Annotated in this window: 5 protein-coding genes and 1 pseudogene; 2 read left to right on the top strand and 4 right to left on the bottom strand. The window is 55.6% G+C overall.

Features of this window, described 5'->3' with window-relative positions; genetic code table 11:
* The 4 genes from ABX962_RS21965 to ABX962_RS21980 all read right to left on the bottom strand — a co-directional run.
* Window positions 1-2662 (bottom strand): FG-GAP-like repeat-containing protein (locus ABX962_RS21965; protein WP_372722335.1); only part of this gene is annotated, 2662 nt, incomplete at its 3' end.
* Between the two features lie 147 nt (window positions 2663-2809).
* Window positions 2810-3004 (bottom strand): hypothetical protein, encoded by a 195-nt coding sequence (locus tag ABX962_RS21970; RefSeq protein ID WP_372722337.1) that lies wholly within the window; start codon window positions 3002-3004, stop codon window positions 2810-2812.
* 115 nt (window positions 3005-3119) lie between these two features.
* Window positions 3120-4328, bottom strand: coding sequence for a DUF1559 domain-containing protein (locus tag ABX962_RS21975; RefSeq protein ID WP_372722339.1), 1209 nt, complete (start codon window positions 4326-4328; stop codon window positions 3120-3122).
* Between the two features lie 261 nt (window positions 4329-4589).
* Window positions 4590-5597, bottom strand: coding sequence for a LacI family DNA-binding transcriptional regulator (locus ABX962_RS21980; protein ID WP_372722341.1), 1008 nt, complete (start codon window positions 5595-5597; stop codon window positions 4590-4592).
* A gap of 254 nt (window positions 5598-5851) precedes the next feature.
* On the opposite strand from ABX962_RS21980, the gene ABX962_RS21985 reads away from it, so the two are divergent.
* Together ABX962_RS21985 and ABX962_RS21990 are read left to right on the top strand one after the other, a co-directional pair.
* On the top strand, window positions 5852-7567 hold the full coding sequence (locus ABX962_RS21985; protein WP_372722343.1) for an MFS transporter: 1716 nt from the start codon (window positions 5852-5854) through the stop codon (window positions 7565-7567).
* A 106-nt stretch (window positions 7568-7673) separates the two neighbouring features.
* Window positions 7674-8980 (top strand): annotated as a pseudogene (locus tag ABX962_RS21990) (hypothetical protein); the annotation flags it as partial.

An 8980-nucleotide genomic window follows, 5' to 3' on the forward strand; every position in this document is an offset into this window, starting at 1 on the left:
AAGTGAATTCGTTGGCGTTCGCACCGTGGTCGAGCCAACGTCGCTGAAACACCTGCATTGGTTGGGCATAGAACGCAGCACGGTCGCCACTGGGATAGTGGTCCACATGTCCATTGGACACCACCAACTCGAGAACCGCGTCATTATCAAGATCAACCGCTTGGGTGCCAAAGCCGACCATCGGTAGCGTCGGTTGATACAGTTGGCGAATCGTCGTTTGGTCACGCCACAACCCGTCACGCTGTTGATCATGATAGGTATTGCCTTCGTTGACAAAGTTTGTGACATAGAAATCGGTGTCGCCATCGCGGTCAAAATCGGCCACGGCAATGCCCATCGAACCTTGAGCCGCAGAGCGGTCATCCGATCCAAGGCCACGCAAAATGGCGGATTCGGACATTTGATAATCGGCGACCGATTGCGAGTCGTGACTGCGGGTCCAGTAATGGTTGCTGGTCATGTCGTTGGCGACAAACACATCGATGCCCGGTTGCTGGTCGAATTGGCCGGCGGTCACGCCCAGGCCACGTCCAGGAAGCGAGGCCCTCGCATTCCACTGAGTGGTTTGATCCACGAAGTCGCCGTCGCCGTGACTCTTCATGAACACGTCGGCTGCGGCGGGAAAAACGATCGGCGAGCAGGCTCGTGCAATCTCGTCATCCGCGCCGCGACATACTTTGCGGACTGGTTCTACCCCGTCACAGTAGTTGACAATCACTAGGTCCGCTAAACCGTCTGCGTCCAAATCCGCGATCGCGGCACTTGTCGACCAAGTCGACGCATTGCGGTCGCCCAGACGATCGGTTGCATCCGCGAAGGTGCCGTCGCCGTTGTTGACCCACAACGTGTTGGGGCCATAGTTCAACACCAAGATGTCGGGAAATCCATCTTCGTTGACATCACCGATCGCCACGCCTTGCCCAAAGCCTCGATCAGCGGCCCCCGCCTGAATCGACACATCGGAAAACCGACCACCGAGATTTCTGAACAACACGTTCGCGGCCGAATCCGATTTACACGGCGTTCCGCCGGCAGCGACCAAGTAAAGATCCCCCCAGCCATCGAGATCATAATCGATCGCCCCGCCACCACATCCGACCGTTTGATAGAACATCACTCCCGGACGCTGCAAATCATCACCGGTGCGTCCAAAGAATTCCAAACCTCGCTGGCTCGCTTCGTCGACCAACGCCAACGTTGCGTGTTGCCCCGCACGCGGCATCGTGGATGCCCCTGACGACGTTGGCGACAAGCCGTTTTTGATCGCATCAAGTTCCGGAGCAACCAACTGCGGCAGCGGCAAATCACTCAGCTCGAGCGTCAGCTCTGGGTGCGAAGCCAGACTTTGCCAAGCCGTGTCCTTGCGAAGCTTGGCGATGATCGATTGACGCACCTGGTTCACCGAAGCATCGTCGTCGTCAGCCAAAGTGGTGGCAAACGCGGCCCATGCCTCGGCTTCCCAAAGTCGCCCGAGCTGCTGCAACGTGGTGGCAATCTCGATCGCCGTGCGACGATCCGGATGATCACGCCGCGTCATCGATAACTTTAGTTCAACTAATCGGCTGAGCTGAACTGCCCGATTTTCGATCGCGGCAATCATCTCGGCGTCCAGACGATTGGGCAAATCTTGTAACCGTCTAAGTGACGTGCTGAATTTCACCCACGCCTCGCGAGCATCCGCATCGCGACGTGTTGCTTCCCAATACGCCCGCGTTGCTTCCGCATCGCGTCGCTGCGAACTTGCGAAATCACCGATAGCGATCCAGTAATTTGGGTAGCGATCGATGGCATTGCCATGTTTTTTGGCAAGCTGGATCAATTCGCTTTCGCGATGCTGAGCGAACAACACACGGCACCGAAGCGCGAGCGCCGGGGCGTAATCCGGGTGAAAGCGAAGACTGTCCTGCAACCTTGATGCCGCATCCGTCATATTGCCCAGGTCGTATTGAACCTTTGCTTCGGCGATCATCGGACGATGATCCGTCGCATGACGCCGTGCCATCTCGGTCAACGGATCCGCGGTTTCGGTGCGAGTTTCGCTGCTGCATAGTGCCAACAACAATGGCAAATCAAATTGGCGGTGGCGAACCAGAAAACGTCCGTGCGGGATGCTACGCACGTGATCTTCGACTCCGTTGTAGAAATTGAACAACATCCGCCGCATCGAATGCTGTTGCGGATGTCGATCAATGAACTCCTCCAACAGATCGATCGCGTCGTAGACCCGACCGGTGACAGCGAGGGTTGCAACCGTTTGTTGTAGCCGTGCTACGTTCTCGAGCGATTCGGCACGACAGGCGTCGATCATCAGATCGCCAGCCAAATGTGGCTTTTGGTTTTCTAACGCGACGCGAGCTACCGAGGCGATCGCATCGGCGTCTTGCGGATAACGCGACAACACGACGGGGGACAACTCCCATGCCTCGGTCCAACGTTGGCCGTCGATCGCGTCATTCAGCGATTGCAGCGAATCTGAAGCGTGCGGTGAATTGGACGCTTGCCGTGAAGCAGTGGACTGCAGTGAATCCGAGCCCAAATGCAAATCAGCATTACTTGACCGATCGCAGCCGCTGATGAGAAGCAACCAGAGCAGCGTCAGCCGGATGATCACCCGAGACAACCGAAGGTAAGCGGCAGAGGGTCGATCCGCTGGAAATGTCATAGAAAAACCTCGTCAAATTCCGACGAGCCATCGGTATCACGAGGTGGAAGCGAAGCGGATCACCGCTTCGAACAAAGTGCCCATCGATGGCACAACAGGGCGAGCCATCAAGACACGCCCTGTCGACCATGCGATCTGGTTTCGCCTTTATTGGCTACGATCGCCTTTTCTTGATTCGGCCATCGATTTAGCGTAATCGGCGTCTCGAGCATCAAGCTGTGCTTGAATTTCAGGAGTCGGCCCCCCGACGATCGCGGGCGTATCCGAATCACCGCATCCGGTGATGGTCAACGTTCCAAGGAACAAAGCGGTGCAACACAGTTGCGTTAGTGTAATTTTCATGATTAGGTATTGGGTCGAGTGGAAAGTTTGAAGACAGAGTAAGCGGCGTGCGATAGGATTGCCGCCTCGTGCAACCGAGGGTTGCACGAGAAAACCGGGAGTGCCGATCGGCGGATTAAAATTCGCTGACCGTCTCTTTACTTGCTCGCGTACCAAGCGCCCCCCACAATCCATAAGGGCTCTTCGAACCCGGAGCCGAAATGCCGGTTCGGCTGAATTCAACCATGTGAGCTTCTTGGTTACCCGATTCGATCGAATTGGTAACGAACTTGATCGCACCGTCGCCCATCAGCACATGACAACCACCTTGGTGGCGACTGCTCGGAGGTGCGATACCTTCTTGTCCAGGCCATTCGCCTTGGTAGCACAGCGTGCTATTGGGCGGCAGAATGGTCATCATGCCGGTATGCAGGTGCTCACCGGTCATCCACTGGTAACCACGACCGTAGATGGAACCGTGTGCCTTGATGATGGTGTTCGTTCCCGAGGCCCAGAAGCGAGGACGTTGGGGATCAACCGATCCGTCGGTTCGACAGATCGACGGAGTCGCTTTGACCGCCTTGAAGATTGCCGCATCGGTCGTGATGTCACGATCGCCCAGATCCGTATTGATCTCGCCGCCAATGATCGTATTGGACAATCCGTCTAAAATATCCCGAAACGCCATCTTTTGGTGGACGACGAAGGCACCTCGTTGTCCCGCACGGCACCATTCCGCATCGCCGGTCGTCACGACCAAAGTCTGGTTCACTGCACCGGATTCTGCTTTGGAAAACGAATCTCCGAGACAACATGCGTAGTTCGTACGTCCCATGCCTGGCAAGCCAGTGCCGGGATCCGACGGACAACGGAAACTTGGCAATTCGGTCATTCCCGGCGGATAAACATAGTTGCTGCCCGGCTTCGGTCCCATCGCAGTCCACGATGGTGTTCGCGGGACAAGTCCGCCAGCTGCACTGAGTTCAAAACCAAGCGGATTGGAGATTTGTTCCCAGATCGCTTGCTGCTCAATAAACGGCGTGATTGGAACAAGCCAACTGAGTTGACTTTGGTTGGTCACATTCGTTCCGTCCCACCAGGCCCCGGTTGTGGGGTCCAACCCGGTCCCCGTTTTCTGCTTCGGCAACTGGTTGTAAGCGGAGTGGTAATTGTGAACTGCAAGCCCAATTTGCTTGAAGTTGTTGCTACAGCTCATGCGGCGAGCCGCCTCACGAGCCGCTTGGACCGCGGGAAGCAGCAGTCCGACTAACACGCCAATGATCGCGATCACGACGAGAAGTTCGACGAGCGTAAAACCCGCCTTGGAAGTTTGGGAGCGGAACATAATAAGATAGCCTTTGGAAAGAAAAGAGAGTAAAACACGACCGTGTTTTATGCTTGAGACGCTACGTAACATTCATTTTTTGTCGAAGCTCACCGATCACCCATGGATGCAACCGCGGGCAATGAGGAAGCAGGAGTGCTTTTTAACTTTGACCTCCTCGCCATGGGCGTCGTAAGGATGATGGTGAGAAAACGAAAACGGGTTCAAAAACGAAACCTGCCGAAAAACCAGCCAAACGTCGGCGGAGCCGGGAGCAAACATTCATCGCAGTACCCTCGCTACCGATTCACGACATTTCAGTTCGGCCTGTAACGTTGGCAGCACGCAAGGTTTGCCTTGCATTAATTGGACGAGCCCCGCCGCGGCGGCCGCTCCCATCTCCGTCCCTGGTTGCCGGACCGTGGTTAACGGCGGAGTCACATAAGCCGATTCACCCTGGTCATCAAACCCGACAATGGACACATCCTCGGGAACACGAATCCCATGCCGATGTAAAGCCAGTCTAGCGCCATAGGCAACCATATCATTGGCACAGAACACCGCTGTGAAGGATTTGCCTCGCATCAACAGCGAACTGATCCCGACAATGCCCGACTGTGCCGAAAAGTCACCTTCGAGTACTAAGTCCGGATCCAGCTCGATGCCCGCGTCGGCGAGGGCTTTGGCGTACCCGTCGAATCGCCGCATCGCATCCTGATGCTGTTTGATCCCTTGGATGATCGCGATGCCGCGATGTCCAAAATCAATCAAGTGTTTCGTTGCGTCGTAGGCAGCGCTGATGTTGTCGATATAGACACATTGGTTTTCCCACCCCGGAATCTCTTTGCCGACGACGATCGTCGGCAATCGCTCTTTGAGTTCATTTAATTGTTGTTCCGGAAGATCCCCCCCCAGCAGCAACAATCCATCCACTTTTCGTCCCAGCACCGCTCGGATCACCTCCAATTCAGTGCTCTCTTCCCATTGACCGTCGACGAACAGCGGCGAATAACCGGTTCCGGCAAAGCCTTGGATCACCCCTTGCATGATCATGTCGTAAAACGGGCTACCAATTTTCTGAGTCACCACCCCCACCGTCATCGAACGTCCGCTGGCGAGACTACGAGCGAAGGCGTTGGCTTGATAGCCAAGCGACTCCATCGCCTCGAGCACGACTTTGCGTGTCTGCTGATTGACCACCGACTTGTCGTTCAAGACACGCGACACCGTGCTCTTGCTGACGTTGGCTCGCGCCGCGATGTCGCTGATGGTGGTTCCGTTGAGTTTCATGGGAGCTCGCTTCGAGTAAGGCTTCTGCAACCGGTTTCATTAAATCTACGCACCTACCCCCAAACACTGCAACCGGTTTCTCTAAAGTTTTCGCAAAACCCCGTTTTCGTGACGCATTTCCGAAATCCGATTGCAACCGGTTTCATTGGCTGCTACCTTAGCGTCTCAGAAGGGCCAATTAGACGCCGGTTGATTGCAACGGAGTCACTTTTCACGGGCCTTTCTCACTTTTCACCTACTGGATGTCTGGGCCCGTGACTGCATATGAACCCGCCGAAAGTCCTGGTATCGCGACAAAACCACCCGGACAGGGAGCAATCGAAGGTGCGGTAACCTCGGCCCCTGAACGTGACCAACGCCTCAGCGTGGGTGAAAAATTGGGTTACGGGGTCGGCGACACCGCATCGAACCTGTATTGGAAAACGTTCGAATTTTTCCTGGTCTACTTCTATACCGACGTGTTTGGTTTGACGGCCAAGTCGGCGGGCACGCTGATGTTGGTGACCCGAATCTGGGACGCGATCAATGACCCCTTGGTCGGTTACCTTGCCGATCGCACGCGTACGGCGTGGGGACGATTTCGGCCTTATTTGGTTTGGATGGCCGTCCCCTTTGCGATCACGGGGATGATGACGTTCTACACGCCTAATCTCGGCCCTACCGGAAAACTGATTTACGCCTACGTCACATACACGTTAGTGATGATGGCCTACACCGCGATCAACATTCCGTACGGAGCGTTGATGGGAGTGATCAGTTCAGATTCGATCGAGCGGACAAGCGTTTCGACTTACCGGTTTGTAGCTGCGTTTTGCGGAGGCATCGTGGTCCAGTACTGCACGTTGGGGATGGTTCGCTACTTTGGTGGCACCGAAACCGCCGTCATCGATGGCGTGGCCAAAGAGGTCGTCGTCAACGAACAGATGGGCTTTTTCTGGACCATGGCGGTCTTTTCGGTTGCCGCGGTGATCCTGTTTTTGATCACGTTTGCCACCACCAAAGAACGAGTGCAACCGGCGGTTGCGATGAAGTCGACGTTCCGCGCCGACTTGCGGTTTGTGTTGACAAGCCTTCGCGTCCATCAAGTGATGTTAGGCGGATTGGCTCTATTGGCATGTTTAGCCACCGCGTTTTCGACCGACACGCTGTTGCCCATTTTGGGCGGTTACGTGTTCTTCAGCTTGGTCTCGTTGGCGGTCCGCCAAGTGGCGTTACATCGCTTCGACGATGTTACCGAGGCATCCACCTTGGAAATGGATTTCAATGACTTGATTTCCAATCGTCCTTGGATGGTTTTGTTTGGCTTTGGGCTACTGCAACTCTCTGGCTTATTTGTTCGCGGCGGTGCCATTTTGTACTACTTCAAGTACTACTGTGGCGACGCCTCGCTCGCTCCGATGTTCTGGGTTTTGGGCAGTTTTGCTGCGATCGCGGGGATGTTGTTGACCAAACCGCTCACACGGATCTTTGGCAAGAAGAACCTGATGATTGGGATGAATGCGGGAGTCGCCGTGTTGACCGCCTGCTTCCTGTTCCTTGAACCGGACCAGATCAAAACGATGTTTGCTCTGCAAATTGCCGCGTCGTTCATTGGCGGACCCGTTCCCGTGTTGTTGTGGGCGATGTACGCCGACACCGCGGACTACTCCGAGTGGCGTGGAGGCCGACGCGCCACCGGGCTTGTTTTCGCAGCCGCCACCTTCTCACAAAAAATGGGCTGCGCCGTCGGCGCGGCGATGACCGGATTCGCACTGGATTACTACGGTTATCTGCAACCGCTGTTGGGTGTCGAGCAATCGCAAACGACCACGACGCTCGCGGGTTTACGAATGATGATGAGCGTGATTCCCGCGGTGTTCCTGTTATCGGCCGCAGCCTGCCTGCTTTTGTACAACATCAACCAAACGCTGTCGGAACAAATCGAGCGTGAGTTGCAAGCGAGAAGGACAGAGGACTTGCAATCGACATAGCACGCTGCTCACGACGGCAAACACCGTCCATCGAGCTGGACACTTAGTTCGTCCCAGGCACTCTTTTCACAACCACATTCCGTCTCCCTTCGATCACTGTGTTCACATGACTTCTCTTCATTCCCCTGCGATCACGCGGCCAAGTGTCTCGGGACAATATGTCCAGCTCGAAGGAGCAACGTGGTACAAGATCTCCAACAGCCACCTGATGCCCCCGTTCTTCATGAGCGCCGTGAGTTCGAGCGACCACTGGATGTTCCTATCCAGCCGCGGGGCGTTGACGGCGGGCCGGCAAAATCCCGACTCGGCGCTTTTCCCCTATTACTCGTCGGACAAGATCGCCGACACCGCCGCCCATACCGGCCCCAAGACGTTGCTACGAGTTCTGCAAGACAACCATTGGGTGTTGTGGGAGCCGTTTTCGACCGCGCCGATCCGTGATGGTGGGCGGTCCCAGAACCTTTACAAAAACTCATTTGGCAATCGCATCCTATTCGAAGAGATCCATCATTCGCTCGGCATTGCGTTTCGCTACGTCTGGACCTCGGGTCACCATTTCGGATTCATCCGCCGCTGTGAACTGGTCAATTTGAACGACGCCCCTTTGCAAGTCGAAGTCACCGACGGGCTGCAGAACTTGTTGCCAGCGGATTTGGGAAAGGATTTCCAGCTGCGTTACAGCAATTTGGCCGACGCCTACAAAAAGAGCGAGCTGCTTTCCGATGCGGGTTTGGCGTTGTATTACCTCAGCTCGATTCCGACCGATCGTGCCGAACCCAGCGAGGGACTTCGTGCAACCGTGGCTTGGCAACACGGATTGGATTCGCCCGCAATTGCCCTGAGTGATACTCAGCTCGAGCAAGTCCGCAACGGCGCCGACCTGGTATCGGAGCACGAGGTGCGGGGACGCCGGGGTGCATTTTTTGCATCAAAACGGCTTGAACTGCAACCGCTTGATCCTGTGCGATGGAGTATCGTCGCGGATCTGAACAATGACCACTGCGACGTTATCAAACTGCAACACCATCTGACCGCCGGTGGAGATATCGGCGACGCGTTGGAACAAGACACTTCGGCTAACGAAACGCAACTCCTGAAAATCTTGTCGGCGGCGGATGGCCGTCAACTCGGGGCAAACCAGCTGCGAATCCAGCGGCATCAATCCAACGTGCTATTCAATGTGATGCGGGGCGGACTTCCGGCGCATGGATACGAGATCAACACCACCGACTTCCATGCCCACGTGCGAGGTGCGAACCGCTTCGCGGAACAGCGTAATGCGACCTTATGGGACGATTTGCCGAAGTCGATCTGCATGGACGAATTGAGTTTGCGAATCGCGGAAAGCAATGATCCCGATCTGATCCGCATCGCTTCAGAATACTTGCCGCTGTACTTTAGCCGTCGGCACGG

Source organism: Novipirellula sp. (assembly GCF_041583735.1).
Taxonomy (GTDB): Bacteria; Planctomycetota; Planctomycetia; order Pirellulales; family Pirellulaceae; genus Novipirellula.